This is a genomic window from Salinimicrobium oceani (genome assembly GCF_012037645.1).
The window spans coordinates 1-340 of record NZ_JAAVJR010001234.1; the positions used below are offsets into that span (position 1 = coordinate 1).

Below are 340 nucleotides of genomic sequence, written 5' to 3' on the forward strand. Positions count from 1 at the left end.
TAAAGTCTCATACCTATTTTTTTATTATGATGTAAAATTAAAGGTATGAGGCAGGGGAGAATATGATTTGGATCATAAAAGAGGACATTTTTGTCCCTGAACGAAGTCATAACTCGTTTAGAATGAGTTGTTAGCGGTAGACTTTTCTCTTTTTGATCTGTAGTTCCCCTTTTTTCTCCAAGGATTTAGTGGCGCGAATTACAGTTTCGACCCTAAGTCCTGTAAGATCGGCGAGCTGTTGGCGGGTAAGGTCCAGGCGATAATCAAACTTTCCTTCTACTTTGCCTACATGCTGTTTGAGGTAGTCGATAATGCGCAGGATACGATGCTCAGGCTCCTG

General features: G+C 41.2%; 1 protein-coding gene. It reads right to left on the minus strand.

The genetic code is table 11. The features are described 5' to 3' along the window. Positions 1–130: 130 nt before the first annotated feature. A partial coding sequence (locus HC175_RS21615) for a helix-turn-helix domain-containing protein (RefSeq protein ID WP_168139966.1) occupies positions 131–340 on the minus strand: 210 nt, incomplete at its 5' end.